Annotated in this window: 20 protein-coding genes; 4 read left to right on the forward strand and 16 right to left on the reverse strand. The window is 71.1% G+C overall.

Annotated elements, in window-relative coordinates; all coding sequences use genetic code 11:
* From AC07EQ_RS03495 to benA, 13 genes are all read right to left on the reverse strand, one after another.
* Window positions 1-907 (reverse strand): alpha/beta fold hydrolase (locus AC07EQ_RS03495; RefSeq protein WP_478386350.1); only part of this gene is annotated, 907 nt, incomplete at its 3' end.
* Window positions 907-1,953, reverse strand: coding sequence for an ABC transporter ATP-binding protein (locus AC07EQ_RS03500; protein ID WP_478386351.1), 1,047 nt, complete (start codon window positions 1,951-1,953; stop codon window positions 907-909). The genes AC07EQ_RS03500 and AC07EQ_RS03495, both read right to left, overlap by 1 nt.
* Window positions 1,950-2,933, reverse strand: a complete 984-nt coding sequence (locus AC07EQ_RS03505; RefSeq protein WP_478386352.1) for an ABC transporter ATP-binding protein — start codon at window positions 2,931-2,933, stop codon at window positions 1,950-1,952. Before AC07EQ_RS03505 ends, AC07EQ_RS03500 begins: the two co-directional genes overlap by 4 nt.
* A complete protein-coding gene (locus AC07EQ_RS03510; protein WP_478386353.1) occupies window positions 2,930-3,850 on the reverse strand; it encodes an ABC transporter permease in 921 nt (306 codons plus the stop codon). Before AC07EQ_RS03510 ends, AC07EQ_RS03505 begins: the two co-directional genes overlap by 4 nt.
* A gap of 23 nt (window positions 3,851-3,873) precedes the next feature.
* Window positions 3,874-4,818, reverse strand: coding sequence for an ABC transporter permease (locus AC07EQ_RS03515; protein ID WP_478386354.1), 945 nt, complete (start codon window positions 4,816-4,818; stop codon window positions 3,874-3,876).
* Between the two features lie 4 nt (window positions 4,819-4,822).
* Window positions 4,823-6,364, reverse strand: coding sequence for an ABC transporter substrate-binding protein (locus AC07EQ_RS03520; RefSeq protein ID WP_478386355.1), 1,542 nt, complete (start codon window positions 6,362-6,364; stop codon window positions 4,823-4,825).
* Window positions 6,365-6,591: 227 nt separating this feature from the next.
* A complete protein-coding gene (locus AC07EQ_RS03525; RefSeq protein ID WP_478386356.1) occupies window positions 6,592-7,500 on the reverse strand; it encodes an alpha/beta fold hydrolase in 909 nt (302 codons plus the stop codon).
* Window positions 7,497-7,967, reverse strand: coding sequence for a hypothetical protein (locus AC07EQ_RS03530; RefSeq protein ID WP_478386357.1), 471 nt, complete (start codon window positions 7,965-7,967; stop codon window positions 7,497-7,499). The genes AC07EQ_RS03525 and AC07EQ_RS03530 overlap by 4 nt, the downstream gene beginning before the upstream one ends.
* 183 nt (window positions 7,968-8,150) lie before the next feature.
* Window positions 8,151-10,790, reverse strand: coding sequence for a helix-turn-helix transcriptional regulator (locus tag AC07EQ_RS03535; RefSeq protein ID WP_478386358.1), 2,640 nt, complete (start codon window positions 10,788-10,790; stop codon window positions 8,151-8,153).
* Window positions 10,791-10,818: 28 nt separating this feature from the next.
* Window positions 10,819-11,595, reverse strand: coding sequence for a 1,6-dihydroxycyclohexa-2,4-diene-1-carboxylate dehydrogenase (locus AC07EQ_RS03540; RefSeq protein ID WP_478386359.1), 777 nt, complete (start codon window positions 11,593-11,595; stop codon window positions 10,819-10,821).
* The gene (benC, locus tag AC07EQ_RS03545) at window positions 11,592-12,611 is read right to left on the reverse strand and encodes a benzoate 1,2-dioxygenase electron transfer component BenC (protein ID WP_478386360.1); all 1,020 of its coding nucleotides are present in this window, start codon (window positions 12,609-12,611) and stop codon (window positions 11,592-11,594) included. The genes AC07EQ_RS03540 and benC overlap by 4 nt, the downstream gene beginning before the upstream one ends.
* A 10-nt stretch (window positions 12,612-12,621) precedes the next feature.
* Window positions 12,622-13,119: a benzoate 1,2-dioxygenase small subunit gene (gene benB, locus AC07EQ_RS03550; protein WP_478386361.1), complete on the reverse strand. Its 498-nt coding sequence runs from the start codon at window positions 13,117-13,119 to the stop codon at window positions 12,622-12,624.
* A gap of 8 nt (window positions 13,120-13,127) precedes the next feature.
* Window positions 13,128-14,489, reverse strand: a complete 1,362-nt coding sequence (benA, locus tag AC07EQ_RS03555; RefSeq protein WP_478386362.1) for a benzoate 1,2-dioxygenase large subunit — start codon at window positions 14,487-14,489, stop codon at window positions 13,128-13,130.
* A 251-nt stretch (window positions 14,490-14,740) separates the two neighbouring features.
* On the opposite strand from benA, the gene AC07EQ_RS03560 reads away from it, so the two are divergent.
* The 4 genes from AC07EQ_RS03560 to catC are packed head-to-tail and all read left to right on the forward strand — an operon-like array spanning window position 14,741 to window position 18,012.
* Entirely contained in the window at window positions 14,741-15,679 is a 939-nt protein-coding gene (locus tag AC07EQ_RS03560; protein ID WP_478386363.1) for a LysR substrate-binding domain-containing protein, read from the forward strand.
* The gene (locus AC07EQ_RS03565; RefSeq protein ID WP_478386364.1) at window positions 15,660-16,763 is read left to right on the forward strand and encodes a mandelate racemase/muconate lactonizing enzyme family protein; all 1,104 of its coding nucleotides are present in this window, start codon (window positions 15,660-15,662) and stop codon (window positions 16,761-16,763) included. Before AC07EQ_RS03560 ends, AC07EQ_RS03565 begins: the two co-directional genes overlap by 20 nt.
* A gap of 46 nt (window positions 16,764-16,809) precedes the next feature.
* Window positions 16,810-17,661: a catechol 1,2-dioxygenase gene (catA, locus tag AC07EQ_RS03570; protein WP_478386365.1), complete on the forward strand. Its 852-nt coding sequence runs from the start codon at window positions 16,810-16,812 to the stop codon at window positions 17,659-17,661.
* 60 nt (window positions 17,662-17,721) lie between these two features.
* On the forward strand, window positions 17,722-18,012 hold the full coding sequence (gene catC / locus AC07EQ_RS03575) for a muconolactone Delta-isomerase (protein ID WP_478386366.1): 291 nt from the start codon (window positions 17,722-17,724) through the stop codon (window positions 18,010-18,012).
* A 10-nt stretch (window positions 18,013-18,022) separates the two neighbouring features.
* Here the strand turns inward: catC and AC07EQ_RS03580 are convergent, their stop codons facing one another.
* From AC07EQ_RS03580 to AC07EQ_RS03590, 3 genes are all read right to left on the reverse strand, one after another.
* The gene (locus AC07EQ_RS03580) at window positions 18,023-18,235 is read right to left on the reverse strand and encodes a DUF2277 domain-containing protein (protein WP_478386367.1); all 213 of its coding nucleotides are present in this window, start codon (window positions 18,233-18,235) and stop codon (window positions 18,023-18,025) included.
* 186 nt (window positions 18,236-18,421) lie between these two features.
* Window positions 18,422-19,861, reverse strand: coding sequence for a GntT/GntP/DsdX family permease (locus AC07EQ_RS03585; RefSeq protein ID WP_478386368.1), 1,440 nt, complete (start codon window positions 19,859-19,861; stop codon window positions 18,422-18,424).
* A 229-nt stretch (window positions 19,862-20,090) separates the two neighbouring features.
* On the reverse strand, window positions 20,091-20,693 hold the full coding sequence (locus tag AC07EQ_RS03590; RefSeq protein WP_478386369.1) for a TetR/AcrR family transcriptional regulator: 603 nt from the start codon (window positions 20,691-20,693) through the stop codon (window positions 20,091-20,093).
* Window positions 20,694-20,757: the final 64 nt, after the last annotated feature.

Raw genomic sequence — 20,757 nt, forward strand, 5'->3', positions numbered from 1 at the left:
GGGGGGTTGGGGGGGGTTGGGTCGTCGTGGGGTCCAAGAGAAAGGGGGGGGGGGGGTTTTGGGGGGTGGGTGGGTGGTTTTTTGGGGCCCCAGGAAAACCAAAAAACCCCCACGGCCCCGTGCGGCCGCCCAGGGCATCGCGCAGCGCGGCCGTGACGGCCTCCGGGTTGTCGACGTTCATCAGGTGACCCGCGCCGGGGATTTCCTGGTACGTGGCCTGGGGGAGTGCTTCGAGGAGGATGTCGGCCGCCCTGCGCGGGCAGAGGGCGTCGTGCTCGCCGCCGATCACCGTCACCGGGCACTTGATCGCCGCCAGCTCCGGGGTCAGCGGGTTGCCGCGCAGGCCCGCCATCGCGGTCGCCGCGTTCGAGTAGCCGCGGCCGTCGCCGAGGGACTCCGCGCGCCGCGCGACCACCTCGTCGATGTCCACTGTGGAGTTCGAGACCATCATCGTGGTGTCCGCTCGCAGCGAGTCGAGCACGGCGTCGCCGGTCTCCGCGGCCCGCTGCAGGTTGATCTCGGCCGCCGCCCGCCCCACCACGGAGGACGTCCCGAGCACGACGACGCCGGTGACCAGATCCGGCCGGTGCGCCGCGGCGGAGAGCACCACCGTGCCGCCGAGGGAGAATCCCACGCACACCGCAGGCCCGGAGACCTCGGCGAGGAACGCGAGCAGATCCTCCCGCAGCTGGGCCAGGGTTCCGTTCGCGTCGCCGACCGTGCTGGCGCCGTGCCCGCGCACGTCGTAGGCGTAGGTGCGGTGGTCGGCGAACTCCTCCTGCTGGCGCCGCCAACTGCGGTGGTCCTCGGCGAGGCCGTGCACGAACACCACGGCCGGGCCGGAACCGACGGCGCAGTAGTGCGTCTTGATGTCGTTCAGCGCGGCCGTCGCGGTCTGCAAGCCCATCAACTCCCGGTGTCGGTTGCCGCCCCCGATTCTGCGGTACGCAGTTCCAGGACGGAACCGCCCGCCAGCACGGGCCCGCTGGTGTGCAGGTGGCAGCGCACCGTGCCACCGCCGTCGACGGGCGTCGGCTCGGGGACGACCGAGCGGCAGACGTCCATCGCGTACGGGCAGCGCGGGTGGAAGGTGCAGCCGCCGGGCGGATCGGTCGGGTCCGGCGGATCGCCGGGGAGCACGATGCGTTCGCGGCGGCGCTGCACCTTCGGGTTGGGCACCGGGACCGCCGACAGCAGCGCCTCGGTGTACGGGTGGGCGGGATGGGAGTAGAGGCGCCGCGACGGGCCGTCCTCCACGAGCCGCCCCAGGTACATCACCGCCACGCGCTGGGCGAGCTGCCGCACCACCGACAGGTCGTGCGAGATGAACAGGTACGAGGTGCCCAGTTCGGCGCGCAGTTCCTCCAGCAGGTTGATGATCTGGTTCTGCGTCGAAACGTCCAATGCGGACACCGCCTCGTCGCAGACCACGACGTCCGGGTCCACCGCCAGCGCGCGGGCGATCGCCAGCCGCTGCCGCTGCCCGCCGGAGAACTCGTACGGGTAGCGCTCCAGGTGGCGCGGCGACAGGCCCACCCGCACCAGCAGGTCCCGGACCCGCTCGTCGCGCGCCTTGCCGCGCAGGCCCTCGTGCACCTCCAGCGGTTCGCCGACGCTCTCGGCGACCACCATCGACGGGTCCAGCGACGAGTAGGGGTCCTGGAACACCATCTGGATGTGCCTGCGGTGCCGCCTCAGCTCGCGGCCGCCGAGCGCGGTCAGCTCGGTGCCCCGCAGCCGGACCGCGCCGCCGTCGGGTTCGACCAGCCGCATCAGGGCCCGGCCGGTGGTCGACTTGCCGGAGCCGGACTCGCCGACCAGCCCGAGGATCTCCCCGGCGGCCACCTCGAACGACACCCCGTCCACCGCGCGCAGCCGAGCCCCGCGCCGGAACAGGCCGCGCTGCAACGGGAAGCTCACCGACAGGTCCTCGACTTCGAGCAGTGCGGTCATGCCGGGCCTCGCAACAGGAGTTCGTCGGAGCGGACGCACCGGGTGGCGCGGTGCAGGTCGAACGGCCGGAGCTCCGGGGCGCCGGCGGTGCAGCGGTCGGCGGCGTACGGGCAGCGGGGGTGGAAGCGGCAGCCGTCGGGCACGGCGCCCGGCGTCGGGGCCTGGCCGGGGATGGTGGCCAGCCGCTCCGCGCCGCCGACCTGCGGCATGGCGGCCAGCAGGCCCTCGGCGTAGGGGTGCGGCGGGTGGCTGAAGAGGTGGTCGACGTCGTCGGCCGCCACCACCTGCCCGGCGTACATCACCACGACCCGGTCGCAGATGTCGGCGACCACGCCCAGGTCGTGGGTGATGAACACCATCCCCATGCCGAGCTCGTCGCGCATCTGCCGCAGCAGGTCGAGCATCTGGGCCTGGATCGTCACGTCCAGCGCCGTCGTCGGTTCGTCGGCGACGAGCACCTTCGGCTCGCAGCAGATCGCCATCGCGATCATCGCCCGCTGCCGCATCCCGCCGGAGAACTCGTGCGGGTAGCTGCGCACCCGGCGCGCCGCGTTCGGGATGCCGACCTGGTCCAGCGCCGCGACGGCGCGGCCCATCGCCGCCTTGCGGGACACCTTGCGGTGCCGCCGCACGGTTTCCGCGATCTGGTCGCCGATGGTGAACGCCGGGTTCAGCGACGACATCGGCTCCTGGAAGATCATCGCGATGTCGTTGCCGCGGATGTCGGCCAGCCGCTTCTGCGGCATGCCGACCAGCTCGGTGCCGTCGAGGCGGATGCTGCCGCGGGACACCCGGCTGGTCCGCGGCGGCAGCAGGCCCAGCATCGCCAGGCTGGTGACGGTCTTGCCGGAGCCGGATTCGCCGACCAGGCCCAGCGTCGCCCCGGCTTCGACGGCGAACGACACGCCTTCGACCACCGTGACCCAGCCGCGGTCGGTGGCGAACCGGACGTCGAGGTCGGACACCTGCAGCACGCTCATCGACCGCTCCTGATCTCCCGGCCCAGCGAGTCGCGCAGCCCGTCGCCGAGGACGTTGAACGCCAGCACCGTCAGCGCGATGGCGACGCCGGGGAGGACCACCAGGTGCGGCGCCAGCGACACGAACCTCGCGCCCTCCTGCAACATCGAGCCCCAGCTCGCCTGCGGCGGCACCACGCCGAGGCCGAGGAAGCTCAGCGTCGCCTCCGCGAGCATCGCGAACGCCGCGACCAGCGAGAGCTGGACCAGCAGCGGCGACAGCACGTTGGGCAGCACGTGCCGGCGGATGATGCGGCCCGCCGGGGTGCCGATGCTGCGGGCCGCCTCGATGTAGGTCTCCTCCCGCACCGACAGCACCGAGCTGCGCACCAGGCGCAGCAGGCGCGGCGCGGTGACCAGGCCGACCGCGAACATCGCGTTGGTCAGGCCCGGGCCACGCGCGGCGACGATCGCCACCGCCAGGATCAGCGGCGGGAAGCTCATGAACGCGTCCGCCAACCGCACCACCCAGCGGTCGAACCGGCCGCCGAGGTAGGCGCCGACGAGCCCGAGCGGCACCCCGAGCACCACCGCGACGCCGACGGCTTCCACCGCGGCGAGCAGCGAGATGCGGCTGGCCACCAGCATCCGGCTGAGCATGTCGCGGCCGAACTGGTCGGTGCCCAGCAGGTACCCGTCGGCGCCCGGCGCGGCGAGCACGTTGCGCAGGTTCTGGTCATCGGGATCGGCCGGGGCCAGCAGCGGCGCGAGCATCGCGACCGCCGTCAGCACCAGCAGGAACAGCAGCGCGAGCACCGCCGGGCGCTGCCGCCGGAAGCGGCGCCAGAACCGCTGCCTCGGCGACTGCGGCGGGCCCAGGTCGTCCGCGGTGGTCTCCGCGGCGACGTGCCGCGTCCACCGCTGCGTGGTGTCGGTCAACTCCGCTCCTCCCTCGCCGGCGCTCACTGCGCTCGCACCTTCGGGTTGAGGTAGCCGTAGGACAGGTCGACCGCCAGGTTGGCCAGCATCACCATCACGGCGGTGACCACGACGACGCCCTGCACCATCGGCAGATCCCGTTGCAGCACGGCGGTGATCGCCAGCTGGCCGAGTCCGGGGATGCCGAAGATCTGCTCGACGACGACGGTTCCGCCCAGCAGCACCGAGATCCGCATGCCCAGCACCGTGACCACCGGCGTGGCCGCGTTCTTCAGCGCGTGCTTGGCGATGACGCTGGTGGTGCGCAGGCCCTTGGCGCGGGCGGTGCGCAGGTAGTCCTGGTCGAAGACGTCGATCAGCGAGCTGCGCAGCTGGCGGGTGAGTTCGGCGGCGGCCGCCAGGCCCAGCGTGAAGCCGGGTAGCAGGAGGTGCGCCAGCCAGGCGACCGGATCGTCGTCCAGCGGCACGTACCCGGTGGCGGGCAGCAGCCGCAGGTTCAGCGCCAGCGCGGTGGCCAGCAGCAGCCCGAGCCAGAAGTTCGGCATGGCCACGCCCACCGAGGTGCCGACCGTGGCGAACCGGTCCAGCCAGCGGCCCCGGCTGGTGGCCGCGGCGACCGCGGCGGGCACGCTGATCAGCAGCGCCATCACGATGGCGACCGCGGTCAGCGACACGGTGGCCGGGAAGCGCTCCGCGATGGCGCCGGAAACGCTGCGATTGCTGAACATCGACGTGCCCAGGTCGCCCTGGACGGCGTGGCTCGCCCAGCGCCAGTACTGCTCCAGCAGCGAGTCGTTGAGCCCGAGGCGTTCGCGGGTCGCGTCGATCTGGGCCTGGGTGGCGTTCTCCCCGGCGATGGTGATGGCCGGGTCGCCGGGCACCAGCAGCACCAGCCCGAACACGATCAGCGAAACGAGGAACAGCAGCGGAACCATCGCCGCCAGGCGGCGGACAACGAGCTGTAACACCCGGTCACCTCCCCGTTCCGGCCGCGCCGACGCCGCGGAACTCGGGCTTGTTGGACAACCAGCTGCGCAGGTCGGTGACCCGCGCGGCGTGCCCGTAGTTGGTGTCGGCGAAGACCACCGGCACGTCCAGCGCCTGGTCCAGGACCATCCGGTCGGTCCGGTGCAGGAGTTCGGTGCGCGCCGCCGGGTCGATGGTCCGCCGGGCCTGCCCGATCAGCTGCTCCAGCTCGGGCGTGGTGTGCCCGCCGGGGTTGGAGAACCCCTTGCTGGAGTAGAGCAGCCCGAGGGTCTGGATCGGATCGGCGCGCCCACCCCACGGCGCGACCATCGCGTCGCCCTGCTGCCTGCCGTAGAACAGGTCGGCCGCTTCGCCGGAGGAGACCTCGCGGATCTTCATCCGCACCCCGATGTCGGCCAGTTGTTCCTGCACGGCGACGGCGGTGCCGGGATCGGTGTTGGGCACGATCGCCTCGAAGTCGAAACCGCCGGCCAGCCCGGCCTCGGCGAGCAGCTGCCGCGCCTTCTGCGGGTCGTACGGGTAGGGATCGGGCAGGTCCGGGTCGTGCGCGTAGTACCCGGGCGGGAAGGGCTGCGCGGCCGGTTTCCCGTTGCCGAACAGCACGCCGTGGATGATGGCGTCCCGGTCGATCGCATGGTTGAGCGCGCGCCGCACCCGGATGTCGCCGAACTCGGCGCGGGTGCGGTTGAGCTGCAGGTGGTAGAAGGCGAGGGTCACGTCGCCGACGACGCCGAGGTCGTACTGCCGGGCCTCGGCGACCTGGTTCCCCGCCAGCAGCGCGGCGTCGACCTCGCCGGCGCGCAGCGCGTTCATCCGCGTCGTCGTGTCGGGCTGGATGACGATCGCCATCGTCTCGACCTGCTGGGCGGCGGGATCCCAGTAGCCCGGGAAGCGGCGCAGCACGACGCGGTCGTTCGGGCTGTAGCTGACGATCTGGTACGGCCCGGCGCCGACCGGCCGCAGGTCCAGCTGCGGGTCGTCGAACGCCGCGGGGCTGACCATCATCCCGGCCCGGTCGGAGAGCACGCCGATCAGCGAACTGTCCGGCGCGGTGAGCGCCAGCGCGATGGTCAGCGGGCCGAGCACGTCGACCCGTTCCACCGCCTTCAGCTCGGAGGCGACGGTCGAGCCTTGCAGCGTGCGGGCGCGGTCCAGGTTCGCCTTCGCCGCGGCGGCGTCGAACGGGGCGCCGTCGTGGAACCGCACGCCCGGCCGCAGCTCGAAGACCAGCCGCTTGCCGCCGTCGGTGTACTGCCAGCCGGTGGCCAGGCCGGGCACCGGTTCGGCGGCGGTGGTCAGGTGCACCAGGCGGTCGTAGACCGGGAACAGGGAGGCGTTGTCGAAGCTGGACGAGGCGCGGTGCGGATCGTAGCGGCTGGGGCCGACGGAGTAGGCGAACCGGAAGGTGCTGCCGGCACCGCCGGAGGCCGATCCGGTCGCCTCGGTGTTGATTCCCCCGCAGGCCGCGGTGAGCGCGAGCAGCGCGAAAATGGCTGCTGCGGCGAGGAACTTGCGATGTGCGGGCACCCGGACCTCCGGCTCTTCGGCGAGTACGGCGTCGGCGGTCGTCCTGCGCGAGCACGCCTGGTGGTGCGCCCGAGTCGGAGGTCTCGTGATCGGTCGCCCTATTCAAGGAGAGCTGGATCACAGAATCAAATAGCCCTGGGCGAACGGACGAATAGGGCGAAACCATGGCCGCCGAACGGGTGTTGATCGGTGCAGACCCCGTGCGGCGGCCGGTTCGATGTGCCGCTTCAGCGCCGGAGGAAGGTCTGGACGATTTCGGCTACCTCGGAGGGCTTTTCGAAGACCAGGCCGTGGCCGGCGTCGACGTCGCGAACCTCGACGTTGGGACGCTGCTCGGTCAGCTCGGCGAGGTCGCGGCGCAGTCCGGCGTGCAGCGCCTGCATCAGGTCGGTGAACTCCGGCGGGAATCCGGCGATCCGGGTCGCCCGGACGAGCAAGAGCGGGGCTGTGACCTGGCGGAAGACCGGCAGGCAGTCGGCGAATTCTGGCGCCCGGCGCAGGGCTTCGAGCACGTCCGGTCCGGGGCGGCGCCATGTTTGACCATTGTGGACGAACAGGCCGCGTCGGGTCATCTCGACCCATTGCTCGACGTCGACGCCCAGCTGCGCTGCGAAGGCGGCCTGCTGGTCCAGCATTTCGGCCGCCTGCTCGGCGCTCATCGGCTGCCCGGAGCCCGCGGACTGGGCGTCGAAGACCTCGCGCAGCCGGGCCAATTGCGCGTGGACGCGCTCGATCGGCAGATCGGCGTAGTTGCCGGGATCCGTCACCGCGCTCCGGTGCCCGTCCAGGCTGATCGCGCCGGCGCAGCCGGGGTGGCGCACCGCCCACATGCCCGCGATCATCCCGCCCAGCGAATGCCCCACCGCGGCAGGCGGCGATGGCAGTTCGAAGTGCTCGACCACGGCGTCCAGGTCGTCGAGCACGGCATCCCACGTCCACGGGCCGTCGCCGGAGTGCCCGTGACCGCGCAGATCCACCGCGAGCACCCGGTGCTCCGCGGTCAGCAGCGGCGCGAAGTGCTGCCAGGCGAGGAGGTTCCCACCGGCGCCATGCAGCAGCAGTACGGCGGGGCCGTCGCCGCCGTGATCGCGGACCGCGATCTCCACCGTCGCGGACTTGACGAGTACGTCGTTCATCGCAGGTCTCCTGAAACGTGGTCGAGGCGCGCGCGGATCGACGCGGTGCTGACCCCGCCGTCCGCGTGGCGCGTGAGCTTGTTGCGGTTGACGAGGTCGTGCACGCCCTGTCGGGTGATGCCGAGCATCGCGCCCGCCGTGGACATCGAAACGTGGTCGGTTCCGGGATGCCCGATCCGCCGTGCGACGACCCGGCCCAGCGGGGTGCGCCACCAGGCGTCCGGCGGGTCGAACGGGCCGTCATCGGGGTGGAGGGAGGCCAGCATGCGGGCGCACATGTGCACCGCCGCTTGCTGGTCGGGGCCGAGCATCTGCGCGGCCCATTTCGCGGTGTCCCGCTCGACCCGGCGCTGCAGAGCTGCTGTCGCAGCGTCGGATTCGAGCAGGATGCTCAACGGATCGAGCAGCCGGGTGGTCACCAGCCGCCGCAGATCATCGGCCAGTTCCTGCTGTGCTGCAGGCGACATCCGAATGCCTCCCTGGGTTCCGACTACTTGACGTGAACTATCAAGTACTTGTCAACCGATGTCAAGTAGTCGACCCCGGGGAGGGCTAGCGCGGGTTGCGCACGACCGGCGCGATGCGGGAGCCGGTGGCGGCGCTGTACCGTTCCTCACCGAGGTGGTCGGCGCGGCAGGCAGCGGCGCTGATCAGCCATCGGCCGGCGAGGCGTGGCCGCGGGCGGCGAGTTCGCTGCGGGAGCGGATGCCGAGCTTCGCGTAGATCCGGGTCAGGTGGAACTGGACGGTCTTGACCGAGACGAACAGCTCGGCGGCGACCTGCTTGTTGGTCATGCCCGCCGCCACCAGCTTGGCCACCGCCTGTTCCTGCGGGGTGAGCTCGGTGAGGTCCACGCCGCCGCGCTTCGGGTGCAGCCCGCCCGCCTTGAGCTCCCGGTCGCAGCGCACCACGTACGCGGTGGCGCCCAGCGCCGCGTAGCCGTCCCGCGCTCGTTGCAGGACGACGTCGGCTTCCTTGCGCTTCCCGGCCCGGCGCAGGGTTTGCCCGTACGCGAAGTGGACCCGGGCGCGTTCGTAGGGCAGCGGCAGCGTCCGGAGGTTCGCGAGCGCTGCCTCGAAGGATTCTCGCGCGGCATCGACGTCGCCCGTCGCGGCGAGGATCCGCCCGCGGACGTAGCCGAGCCTGGCCGTGGCCGACCGGTGCCCGCGCTCGGCCGCCAGGGCTTCGTGCGGCCGCAGGAACTCGTCCGCCTCGGCCACCCGGTTGGTCATGACCAGCGCGTTGCCGTAGATGTCCGGCCACGGCCAGAAACCCGGCTCGTCCACGCCCTCCCGGGGCCACAACTGGGCCACCGGCTCGAGCGCGCGCAGCACGCCTTCGTAATCGGATTGGGCCTCGGCGCAGTGCGCGCGGGCCAGGCACGCCGGGATCAGCATGATCTCGTAGTTGTGCGTGGACGCCGAGGCCTGTCGCAGGTGGTGCTGGGCTGCGTCGGGATCCCCGCGCAGCGCGTGGATCTGCGCGCCCGTCCAGTGCACCAGCGGCCGCACCAGTTCCAGGCCGGTCTCGGCGAGTTGCACGGCCGCGCGATCGACGGTGTGCAGTGCCTCGTCCCAGGAGCCGAGCGCGAAGTCGGCGCGCGCCAACCACGCCTGCGCCCACAGGGAGATCCGCAGTGCGCCCATCCGGTATTCGGTGGGCACCGCGATCTCCAGTTCCCGGCGCGCGGTCTGCGGGTCGTCCAGCGCCAGGTCCAGCCAGCCCTTGCCCATCTGCACCCGCTGCGACTGCGCGCCCCGGCTCACCCGCGCCACCACGTCCCGGTAGGTGTCCCGCGCCTCGCGGATCCGCCCGGTCGCCGCCAGGCCCAGCCCCATGATCGCTTCGGACTCCACCGCCGACGGATCCTGCGGATCGGCCAACGCCACGGCGCGACGCCCCCAGGCGACCAGGTCGGTGCCGTGCCAGCGGCTCAGCGAGTGCAGCACCCGCCGCTGGCAGATCAGCGCCGCGGTCTCCGGCTCCCGTCCGGGACGGCAGGCCTCCCATGCGCGGGTCAGCAGCAGCTCGGCCTCGGCCGGCCGGCCGCGCTGGATCGCCAGGTAACCCAGCACCGCATCGCGCATTGGCCCCGGGGGGAAGCTCTCGATCTGCGCGGAGAACGCGCTCGCCTGCGCGAGATCCCCGGCGCCCACCAGCGCGTCGACCGCCCGGACCAGCCGGTGCTCGCGGTCCGCCTTCGCCGGGCTGAGCCGGCTGGCGTCGATCAGCGCCTGCCCGGCCACCGACCACGCGCCGAGCCCGGCCTGCCGGGCGGCGAAGTCGTCGAGCTCGTCGGCCAGCGCGGCATCCGGCGCGGGGGTCTGGGCCACCAGGTGCTTCAGCTTGGCGTGCTCGTCCTCGGCGAGCTGCGCGGCCGTGCCGTGCAGCCCGTACCGCACCAGCGGCGGCACGTCGTGGTAGATCGCGGCGTGCACCAGCGGATCCGGGAACGCCAAGGTCATCAGGCCGTGCCCGGCAACGGTGCCGACGAGCCCGCTTTCGCACGCCGCGTCCAGCGCGGTGATGGGGTCCTTGACGTCGGCCAGTTCGGCGGCCGCGGCGACCGGGACCGTCCGGCCCAGCACCGCAGCCGCCTCGATGAACTCCCGCGTCGCGGCGGAACAGGCGTGCAGCCTCCGGGTGACGTCGGCGGCGACGGCGCGGGGCGCGGGCAGCGCCGGGTGCCATCGCGACCAGGTTTCCGGCGGGAGCTCGTCGAGCAGATCCCTGATGTGGCGGGGATTTCCGCCGGTGTGAGTGGCGAGTTGGTGAGCCGTCGGGGCGCTCAGGTCGCGTCCCGCGTGCAGCATCGCCAGCGTCCGCACCTCGGCCGCCGTCAACGGTCCTATTCGGACCGTCGCGCCCGGTCGCACCGCAGCGGGGAGTTCGCGCGCGACCAGGACGATCAGGACCGGTTCCGAGGTCAGGCGCCGGAAGGCCGACAGCAGCGCCTCCAGCGACTCGACGTCCGCCCACTGCGCGTCGTCGACGACCACGATGCCGGGGCCGGCTGAGCACCAGGCGAGCAGCCCCGCCGCGTCGCGGGGCGCGTCGGATCCGCGCAACAGCTGGTCCAGCACGGCGAAGGCCCCCGGCTGCTCCCAGGGCAGGCCGACCGCTCGTGCCACGCGGATCTGCGGATGCCGGGACAGGAAGTGCTCGACGACGGCCGTCTTCCCGATCCCGGCCGGACCCGCCACCGCCGCGAAACCGGGCGCGGCGGCGAGCAACCGGTCCAGCTCGGCCAGCTCCCGCTGCCGGCCGATCGGTTCCGCGCGCCCGGTCATCTGCCCAATGTAATCGGACGGTGCGCCCTCACCCGAGGTCACCGCCGGCGACCGGCAGCACCGTCCCGGTGATGTAGGAGGCCTCGGGGGAGGCGAGGAACGCGATCGCCGCCGCCTGTTCCGCCAGCGTCCCGTAGCGCCGCATCGGCGACGACGCGACGGTCTGGTCCACGACCTCCCGATACCACCGCTTCTCCTGGTCGGTCTCGGCGGCCGGGCCGCGCGCGATGCGGCGCGGCGGCGCGTCGGTCCCTCCCGGGGCCGTGGCCACCACCCGGATCCCGTGCTGCGCGGCCTCCATCGCCAGGGCGCTGGTCAGTGCGTTGACCCCGCCCTTCGCCGCCGCGTACGGCACCCGGTTGACGCCGCGGGTGGCCACCGAGGAAACGTTCACGATCGTGCCGTGCCCCTGCCGGACCAGGTGCGGCAGCGCGGCCCGGCAGCCCCACAGGGTCGGCAGCAGCGATCGCCGCAGCTCAGCTTCGATCTGCTCCGGCGGGTAGTGCTCGAACGGCTTCGCCCAGATCGTGCCGCCGACGGTGTTGATCAGCACGTCGATGCCGCCGTGCAGTTCGCGGGCGCACGCCACCGCCCGCTCCGCACCGGCGAACTGCTCCAGGTCGACGACCACGGCGTGCGTCTTGCGGCCGCCCGAGACCAGCCCGGCGGCCACCTCGTGGACCAGCTCGGACCGGTCGGCCAGGACCACTTCGGCGGATTCGGCGAACAACCGCTCCGCCACCGCCCGGCCGATGCCCTGCGCGGCACCGGTGACGAGGACGACCTGTCCGGCGAAGCGGTTCACCTGCCCACCTCCGCCGCGACGGTGAACTTCTCGGTGTAGAAGTTCGCCGGAGCGATCCCGGATTCCCGCAGGTGGCCGCGCACCGCCTCGACCATCGGCGGCGGCCCGCACAGGTAGACGTCGACATCGCCGCCGTGCAGGCGTTCCGGCGTGAGCAGGCTGGTCACGTAGCCCTTGTGGGCGGCGGTGCTCGCTTCGTCGGCGACGCAGTGGTCGAAGCTGAACTGCGGGATCGCGTCGGCGTAGGCGCGCAGCCTGTCCAGCTCCACGAGGTCGGTGTCGGAGCTGACCCCGTAGATCAGGTGCACGGGGTGGGCGACCTCGGTGTCGGTGAGCCGCTCCAGCATGGACAGCAGCGGCGCCAACCCGGTGCCCCCGGCCAGCAGCAGAGCCGGGCGGACCAGGTCGCGGAGGAAGAAGCTCCCCAGCGGCCCGGTGAACTCGACCCGGTCGCCGACCTCGGCCCGGTCGGCGAGATAGCCCGACATGGTGCCGCCGGTGGTGATGCGGACCAGGAACGACACGGCCTTCTCGACAGGCCCCGTGCTGAACGAGTACGACCGCGTCACGCCGGTCCCGGGCACCGCCACGTTCACGTACTGGCCGGGCAGGAAGGCCAGCTGGTCGCGGTCGTCCAGCTCCACGGCGAAGGAGACCGTGCTGGCCGACAGCCGCCGTACCTCGGTGATCGAGCCGGTGTGCACCGCGGCGCCCGTCTTGGCGAACTCCGCGGTCGCCGGTATCTCCAGCACGAGGTCGCTGTGCGGCACCATCTGGCACGGCAAGGCGAATCCCGCCGCCGCCTCGTCGTCGGTGAGCGCGTCCTCGATGTAGTCGCCGCCGTCGTACTCGCCGGCGACGCAACGCGACTTGCAGGTGCCGCAGGCGCCGTCGCGGCAGTCCAGCGGGATGTTGATCCGCGACCGGTAGGACGCCTCGGCGACCGTCTCATGTGGACCGCAGGTGATGAACCGGGTGACCCCGTCCTCGAAGCTCAGTGCGACTCGATAGCTCATCTCCGGCCCCTCAGACGTGGTAGACGTCGACGACGTGGTGGATGTAGTCGTTCTTCAGCACCACGCGCTTGCTGGTGATCAGCGGTCGCTCGCCGCCGAAATCGACGGTGTAGAAAGAGGTTCCGAAGTACGTGTCCACGTGGTGGTAGCGGTAGTACAGGGTGAACCAGTTGAACCGCACGTCCACCAGCCGGCCGCGCTGCTCGACGATCTCCACGTTGGTGATGTTGTGGCCGGTGCGCGGCTCCGGGATGCTGGTCGCCGCCGACCGGTCGGTGCGGATCCGGAACACCCGGTCTTCGAGGCCGCCGCGGTTGGGGTAGTAGATCAGCGAGATCTCGGTCTGCGGATCGGTGGTCGGCTCGTCATCGTCGTCCCACGCGGGCATCCAGAACTCGACGTCCTCGTGGTAGCACTCTAGCCACTCCTCGAACTCGCGGTCGTCGAGGTGGCGCGCCTCGCGGTACAGGAACTGCCGGACTGCTTCGGTCTCGATCGCGGTGGTCATCACTGGCCTCACCGGTTTCCCTGGGCTGCAACGGAATCGACGGCGGCGCGCATCGTGTCGAGCCAGTAGCCGTGCTGGATGGGGTAGAGGCCCTCGTCCTCGGTGCGGACCCCGCTGGCGATCGGCGAGATGCCCAGACGCTTCGCGTCCTCGTCGGCGCCGGCGATCTGGTGCACCGCGCCGCGGCTGAGGTCGTTCCACGGGGCGGCGGTGGCCCGGTAGGTGTGCTGGCAGGCCCGGAACTCCTCCAGGTCGTCCGGGGTGGCCATGCCGGTGGCGTTGAAGAAGTCCTCGTACTGGCGGATCCGGTTCGCGCGGGCCTCGGCGCTCTCGCCCTTCGGCGCGATGCAGTAGATGGTGACCTCGGTCTTGTCCACCGAGATCGGCCGGAAGTGCCGGATCTGCGAGCTGAACTGGTCCATCAGGTAGACGTTGGGATACAGGCACAGGTTCCGGGAGTAGCCGATCATCCAGTTCGCCCGGTCCTCGCCGAACCGCGCCACGAGCTCGTCGCGATTCTCGTTCAGCGACCGGTTGCCGGGATCGGCCCACTCCGTCCACAGCAGCAGGTGACCGTGCTCGAAGGAGTAGAACCCGCCCTTCTGCCGGGACCAGGTGCCGGCGTCCATGTTCTTGGTGTCGTTGCTGGACTCCCCGGAGGTGCGGCGGGCGGTCGTGGCCGCGTAGTTCCAGTGCGTCGCGGAGACGTGGTAGCCGTCGGCGCCGTTCTCGGCCTGCAGCTTCCAGTTGCCGTCGAAGACGTAGGTGGAGGCGCCGCGCAGCACCTCCAGCCCCTCCGGGGACTGGTCCACCACCATGTCGATGATCTTGGTCGCCTCGCCCAGGTGCTCGGCGAGCGGCTTGACGTCCGGGTTGAGGCTGCCGAACAGGAAGCCGCGGTAGCCGTCGAACCGGGCGACCCGGGTCAGGTCGTGCGAGCCGTCGGTGTTGAACTGCTCCGGGTACCCGGCGTCCCGCGGATCCTTGACCTTCAGCAGCTTGCCGTTGTTGCTGAAGGTCCAGCCGTGGAACGGGCAGGTGAGCGTGGTGCGGTTGTCCCGCTTGCGGCGGCAGAGCATGGCCCCGCGGTGGCTGCAGGCGTTGAGCAGCGCGTTCAGCCGGCCCTGCTTGTCGCGGGTGATGACCACGGGCTGGCGGCCGATGTGCGTGGTGAAGTAGTCGCCGACCTCGGGGATCTGGCTCTCGTGCGCCAGGTAGATCCAGTTGCCCTCGAAGATGTGCGCCATCTCCAGCTCGAAGAGCTCCGGGTCGGTGAAGATGCTGCGCTTGGCGCGGTGCACGCCGCGCTCGGGGTCTTCGACCAGCGCGTCGGCGAGCGCGGTCCGGATGCGGTCCAGCGCTTCGGGCATGATGCCTCCTTCCGGCGGGCCGCGGTGCCCGCCTTCGGACTTCGGTGTCCGGGTTGCCGAAGACGCTGGCACGACCGTGGCCTGGATCACGCCGGGAAAACCCCCAGTCCCGGCCTAGGGCCGATTGATATCTGCGACATACCAATCGATCGGGAATGAGTATTTGTTCGAGCTGAATGGCGGACCTACGCTGACCTGGACGAACGACGGTGTGGCCGCGGCCACCCGGCCTGGCGGGAGGAGGTGCGGCAGTGGAGTTGCGACACCTGCGCTACTTCGTCGCAGTGGCCGAGACCCGCCACTTCGGGCGGGCGGCCAAGCGGCTGAACATGGCGCAACCCCCGCTGTCCCAAGCGATCCGGCAGCTGGAAGCCGAACTCGGCGCCGAGCTGTTCGCCCGCACGACCAGGCAGGTGCAGCTGACGCCTGCGGGCGCGGTCTTCCACGACGACGCGCTGCGCATCCTGAAGTCGATCGACGACGCGGCGCGCCGCGTGAAGCGGCTCGCGGACGGGTGTCACGGCGTGCTCCGGCTCGGGCTGACCGGGTCGGCGTCCTACCGGCAGCTGCCGCGGCTGGCGCACATCGTCAAGCGCGACCTGCCCGGGGTCGAGCTGGAGATCCACCCGGATCTGCTCACCTCAGCGCAGGAGAAGGCGTTGCTGCGCAACGAGATCGACGTCGGGATGCTGCGCCCGCCGACCCGCGAGGACCGCATCGCGCACCGCACCATCGCGCGTGAGCCGCTGGTGCTCGTGCTGCCGGAGAACCACCCGCTCGCCGGGGAACCCGAGGTCGGGATGGCGCGACTGCGGGCGGAGCAGTTCATCATGTACTCCGCCTCGCTGCGCTCGGTGGTCAACGACGCGGTGGTGCGCAGCTGCCTGGCGGCCGGGTTCTACCCGAACTGCGCGCACGAGATCGGGGAGGCCTCCACCCAGGTCGCGCTGGTCGCGGCCGGCCTCGGGGTGGCGCTCGCCCCGGCCTCGGTGCAGGCCTTTCCGCTGGAAGGCGTGGTGTTCGTGCCGGTGCCCGATGCCGAGAGCGTCGAACTGGCACTGGCCTGGCGCGCCGAGGACGATTCGCCGCTGCTGCGCAACCTGCTGACCGCGCTCGCGGCCAACGACGTGTTCGTCGGCCACGACGACATCCAGGACATCGAGGAAGCACGTGAAGATCACGCGAATTGAGGCGATCCCGTTCGCCATCCCGTACCGCAAGCCGCTGCGCTTCGCCAGCGGCGAGGTGCACGTGGCCGAGCACGTGCTGGTGCGGGTGCACACCGATGACGGGCTGGTCGGGGTCGCCGAGGCGCCGCCGCGGCCGTTCACCTACGGCGAGACGCAGGAATCCATCGTCGCGGTGATCGACAAGCTGTTCGCGCCCGACTTGGCCGGCATGTCGGCGCTGGGGCGGGAGGCCATCCACGCGCGGCTGCACCGAACGGTCGGCAACCCCACGGCCAAGGCGGCGCTGGACATGGCGCTGTGGGACGTCATCGGCAAGTCGCTCGGGCTGCCGGTGACCGAGCTGCTCGGCGGCTACACCGACCGGATGCGGGTCTCGCACATGGTCGGCTTCGCCGCGCCGGAGCAGATGGTCGCCGAGGCGGAGCGGATCCGGGCCAAGTACGGCATCACCACGTTCAAGGTCAAGGTCGGCCGCAAACCGTACACAGTGGACGTCGAAGCCTGCCGGGCGCTGCGCGCCGGGCTCGGCGACGACGTCGAGCTCTACGTCGACGGCAACCGCGGCTGGACCGCGTCGGAATCCGCCCGCGCCCTGCGCGAGATGTCCGATCTCGGGCTCACGCTCGCCGAGGAGCTCTGCCCGGCCGACGACGTGCTGGGGCGGCGCTGGCTGGTGCAGCACAGCGAAATCCCGTTCGTGGCGGACGAAAGCGTCACTCGCCCGGGCGAGGTGACCCGGGAACTGCTCGCCGGCGCGGCCACCGCGATCAGCATCAAGACCGCCCGCACCGGCTTCACCACGTCGCAGCGCGTGCTGTTCCAGTGCGAGGGACTGGGCGTGGAAGTGGTGATGGGCAACCAGATCGACGGGCAGATCGGCACCATGTGCAGCGTCGCCTTCGGCGCCGCGTACCAGCTGACGTCGCAGCGGCCAGGGGAGCTGTCCAACTTCCTGGACATGAGCGACGACCTGCTCGCCGAGCCGGTGCGGATCAGCGACGGCACCGTCCAGGTCCGCACGCAGCCGGGCATCGGCATCGACATCGACCCCGGGAAGCTGGCGCACTACCGCCAGGACGGCTGAGCCGGGAACCCCATCGACAGCGTTGTTGAGCAAAGGAATCGGTGACATGACGACGAACCTCTCCGCGCAGACCGCGACCGCCGCCGCATCGGGCGCGGCGGCCACCCAGCGCTTCCGGGAGAAGCAGACGACCGCCGCCACCAGCGAGGAGCGGGTCGACGCGTTGGCCACGGAGGTCATCCGGGCGGTGCACGACGTGATCCGGCGGCAGCAGGTCACCTACGCGGAATACGACGCGCTCAAGGCGTGGCTGATCCAGGTCGGCCAGGACGGCGAATGGCCGCTGTTCCTGGACGTGTGGATCGAGCACGTCGTCGAGGAGGTGGCCAACGAGGACCGGCAGGGCTCCAAGGGCACCATCGAGGGCCCGTACTACGTGCCGGACTCGCCGGAGCTGCCCGCCGAGGCCACCCTCCCGATGCGGCCGGACGAGCCGGGCACCCCGCTGCTGTTCCAGGGCCAGGTCACCAGCGTGTCCGGCGAGGCGCTGGCCGGGGCGAAGATCGAGATGTGGCACGCCGACGACCTCGGCTACTACTCGCAGTACGCGCCCGGCCTGCCGGAGTGGAACCTGCGCGGCACGGTGATCGCCGACGGGCAGGGCCGGTTCAAGATCCGGACCGTGCAGCCGGCGCCGTACCAGATCCCCACCGACGGCGCGTGCGGCAAGCTGATCGCCGCCGCGGGCTGGCACGCTTGGCGGCCCGCGCACCTGCACCTGAAGGTCTCCGCTCCCGGCCACCAGCTGATCACCACCCAGCTGTACTTCAAGGGCGGAGCCCACGTCGCCGACGACATCGCCCAGGCGGTCAAGCCGGAGCTCGTCCTGGACCCCCGGCCCAACTCCGGCAGCGGGACGAACGAGGTCACCTACGACTTCGTCCTGGACCCCCGATGACCCCGGTAAGTTGATCGATGGTGCCCGCATCCGGGCGAGGAATCTCAGGAAGGACCGACCGTGCTGTTCGCGGTGAAGATGGACGTCGACCTCCCGGTCGAGATGGATCCGGCGGTGAAGGCCGACACGCTCGCGCGGGAGAAGGCGTACTCGCAGGAGTTGCAGCAGGGCGGGGAGTGGGTGCACCTCTGGCGCTGCGTCGGGCAGTACTCGAACCTCAGCGTCTTCGACGTGGCCGACAACGCCCGGCTGCACGAGATCCTCTGGAACCTGCCGCTGTTCCCGTACATGACCATCGAGGTGACCCCGCTGGCCCAGCACCCGTCCGACATCGCCCTGCTCGACTCCTGACGGGCGGCCGTCACCGGGAGCCGCGGACCTCCAGGGACGCCAGCAGTTTCGCGGTGGCCTTCTCGATGTCCTCCACCGCCTGTTCGAAGGCGGCCTCGTTGTGCGCGGCGGGCTTGCGGAACCCGGAGATCTTGCGGACGTACTGCAACGCGGCTGCCCGGATGTCCACTTCGGTGACGTCTTCGGCGTAGGGCGGGCGGAGCGTCTTGATGCTGCGGCACATGAACATTCCTGGGTAGGTTTCCCCAGCTTTCGCCGGGGGCGACGACCGGTGAACGGGGACGGCCCCGGGGCCGTCCCCGTCATGCTAGTGGCTGTGCCCCATGTGTTCGGGTGAACTGCAGGTACTCGACGAGCCCCGCGGGGCCCACTCGGTCGACGTACCACCGAACGCCTGCTGCCCAGAGCGCTAGAGGAACGTCGACAGCAGCAGCGTCAGGGCGAGGCCGACCACGGAGATGACCGTCTCCATCACCGACCAGGACTTGATGGTCTGGCCGATGGTCATGCCGAAGTACTCCTTGACCAGCCAGAAGCCGGCATCGTTGACGTGGGAGAAGAACAGGGAGCCGGCGCCGATGGCCAGCACGACCAGGGCCAGCTGCGTCGGCGGCAGACCGGCGGCGAAGGGGGCCACGATGCCCGACGCGGTCACGGTCGCCACCGTGGCCGACCCGGTCGCCAGCCGCACCAGCACCGCCACCATCCAGCCGAGCAGCAGTGCGGACAGGCTCGCCGCCACGGCGAGCTTCCCGATCGCGGTGCCGGCACCACCGTCCACGAGCACCTGCTTGAAGCCACCGCCGGCTCCGACGATCATCGTGGCGCCGACGATCGGCATCAGGCTCTCGCCCAGCTTCGTCGTCAGGGTGACCGGCGTGAATCCGACACCGGTACCGAACGTCACCATCGCCAGCAGCACGGCGATCAGCAACGCCACGATCGGCTCCCCGATGAACTGCAGGAACGGGTAGATCCACGCGGTTTCGCTCATCCACACGTCGGCCGCGGCGCGGACCAGCATCAGCACCACCGGGGTGAGGACCGTGATGAGGGTCCAGGTGAAGCTCGGGCGACGCGTGCGCTCCGGCTCGCGCGACACCGTTCCGGACCCGCCGCCATCCTCGCCACCGCCCGGCCCGGGCCCGATGAGGTTTCCGCCCGCTCCGCGGGCACCGATGGGCACCAGGCGCGCCGCCACCACGCCGAACAGCGGTCCGGCGATGATCACGGTGGGGACTGCGATGATCAGGCCGATGGCGAGGGTGACACCGACGTTGGCCTGCAGGTTCGCGATCGCCACCAGCGGCCCCGGGTGCGGGGGGATGAAGCCGTGCAGGACGGAGAGGCCGGCGAGGGCCGGGATCGCCAGGTACATCGCGGGCAGCCTGGACCGGCGGATCGTCAGCATGATGACGGGGATCAGCAGAACGAGGCCGATCTCGAAGAACATCGGGATGCCGATGATGAAGGCGATCAGGGCCATCCGCCACGGCAGCCCGCGGCGACCCCCGGTCATGATCTTGTCCACGATCTCGTCGGCCCCGCCCGAGTCGGCGAGCAGCTTGCCGAGCATCGCACCGAGCACGATCAGCACGCCGACGCTGCCGAGCACGTCGCCGACGCCCTTCTCGAACGAGCCGGCGACCTCGTCCAGCGCGATGCCGGACCCGATCCCGACGAAGAAGGACCCGATGGTCAGCGCGAGGAAGCCGTGCATCTTCGCCACGACGATCAGCAGCACCACGATGGCGATCCCGATCGCCGCCACGACGAGGGTCTGGGTGTCGTGACCAGTCCACGGCTCGTGGATCTTGTCAGCCGGGAAGAGAGTGTTCGAGCTGAGCATGTCGCGCTCCTTCGCGCCACCCGAGTGCCAGGTCCGTCGTGGCAGCCGTTGTCCCACGTTGCACCAGTTGGAGCCCGAGGGCCTGTTGACCTTCCGGCCAGAACGGGGTCGAACGGCGGCGCTGCGCGAGCCGCCGCGGGCGACCACGCGGGCAAGGCGGCTCAAAGGTGCGCATGTCCATTCAGGACGATCATCGGGCGGGTCGCTGCGATGCGACGCGCTTGGCGGGTCAAGCCGGTCGGCCGCCGTCGTCGAGGTGGCACTTTCCCGTGCACATGCCCCGCCACAGCAGGTCGATGAGCTTCTCGGTCGGGCCCCGCCAGTCACCGCTGGGATCGAGGTAGAGCAGGCCGCCGAGCCCGCGCAGGACCGTGTCCGGGTCCAGGTCGGAGCGGACGGTTCCGGCCGCGACGTTGGCCTCCAGCAGCGTGGCGACCGCGCCGACCATGGTCTTGTGGGCCTTCGCGAACATTTCGCCGTGCGACGACGTGGCGGCGCCGAGGGCTCCGGCCAGCCCTCGCTTGGTCATCATGTAGTGCGTCAGGTGATCGGCCGTCCAGGTCCGGAACGCCTCTTCCGGCGAGTGCTGCTCGAGCAGGCTCGGCACGACGTCGACGAGGTGCCGCAATTCGCGCTGGTACACGGCCAGGACGAGCGCCTCCGGGGTGGGGAAGTGCCGGTACACCGTGCCGACGCCCACGCCGGCCTGCTTCGCGATGGCGTTGAACGAAACCGCTCCCGAACCGGCCAGCGACTTCGCCGCCGCGGCGAGGATGCGCTCGTGGTTGCGCCGGGTGTCCGCGCGTCGGGAACTGACCGAGTCCGTCGTCATCGTCCCTCCCGGTTGGCTGCCGCGTTGCTCCCAGGAATGTAATGCACAATCGGCCGTCGACCTG

Source organism: Saccharopolyspora sp. NPDC045839, from assembly GCF_056431645.1.